Raw genomic sequence first — 902 nt, 5'->3', positions numbered from 1 at the left:
ACAACAACTCCTACCCAACCCGACCGCATTCCGATCTGATCGTCGATCCGGCGTGGCGAACGCTGCCGCCGGCCGCCACGGCCGGCCTGCGCGACGACGGCACCACGGCGATCGTGCCGATCCTGCGCGAACTCGCGAAGCAGCCGTCGCAGCTCGGCGCGCTGCTGAAGCTGGCCGGCGACGCGCGCGCGGCCAAGACGGCGTTGATGCAGGCGCGTCACGCGTTCGAACGCGAAGGCGCCTGGCGCGGGCTGTAAGCCGCGCCTGCCCGCCATGCCCTTCCTCGATACCTTCTTCTCCCGTGCCGGCCGCTATGCGATCGGCACGGAATCGTCTTCCGGCCGCCGCTATCTGTCGATCCCGGTATCGAACCGGCGCGTCGACTACGAAGAACACTACGGCCTCACCGAGGCCGAGGCGCAACGCTTCCTGGCCGAACCCGAACTGGCGCTGCAATTCGCCGACGCCTGCCGCGCGCGGCTGCACGACGACCGCCTGCTGACGCCGCCCGGCAGCGATCGCGGCGTCGCTTCCTGAACGGCTTCAGACCGCCCGCATTCCCGTTTCCCCCGCTTTCGATCCCTGCCGCAACAGCGGCGATGTCGTTTCATCCCACGTGACAACATTTGTTGTTGAGATATAGAATTCATGAATCGTATGTTGTCGAATGCCGATGCGACCCCGCCCGGCGATCCCGCAACCGATTTCCGTTTTCCGCCTTCGCAAGGTCATAGATGAAAGCACTTCACCCTGTCGTCGTCGCCGGCGCGCCGCACGAGATCGGCCGTCAGCTCGGCGAACTGGCGCGCCCCGGGATGGACGCCTATCGCGCCCGCAGCGCCGCCTGGCAAGCGGTCGCGGCGCGGCTCGGCGATCCGCTGCTGCCGGCGCTGCGGCGCGCG

At 68.1% G+C, this 902-nt stretch carries 1 protein-coding gene and 2 pseudogenes; all 3 read left to right on the top strand.

Annotated features, from left to right (window positions below):
• A pseudogene (locus G3N92_RS34590) lies at positions 1 to 257 on the top strand (hypothetical protein); the annotation flags it as partial.
• Between the two features lie 16 nt (positions 258 to 273).
• Complete coding sequence (locus G3N92_RS34585; RefSeq protein WP_206131946.1) at positions 274 to 537, top strand: hypothetical protein; 264 nt, start codon at positions 274 to 276, stop codon at positions 535 to 537.
• Positions 538 to 734: 197 nt separating this feature from the next.
• Positions 735 to 902 (top strand): annotated as a pseudogene (locus G3N92_RS35275) (peptidase C45); the annotation flags it as partial.

This window comes from Burkholderia sp. Ac-20379 (assembly GCF_017104645.1).
Classification (GTDB): domain Bacteria; phylum Pseudomonadota; class Gammaproteobacteria; order Burkholderiales; family Burkholderiaceae; genus Burkholderia.
This window is presented reverse-complemented; position numbering and strand designations above follow the sequence as displayed.

What these genes read in the sequence shown, in the direction of transcription:
- G3N92_RS34585 (WP_206131946.1), top strand. Translation starts at nt 274, where the DNA reads ATGCCCTTCCTCGATACCTTCTTCTCCCGTGCCGGCCGCTATGCGATC.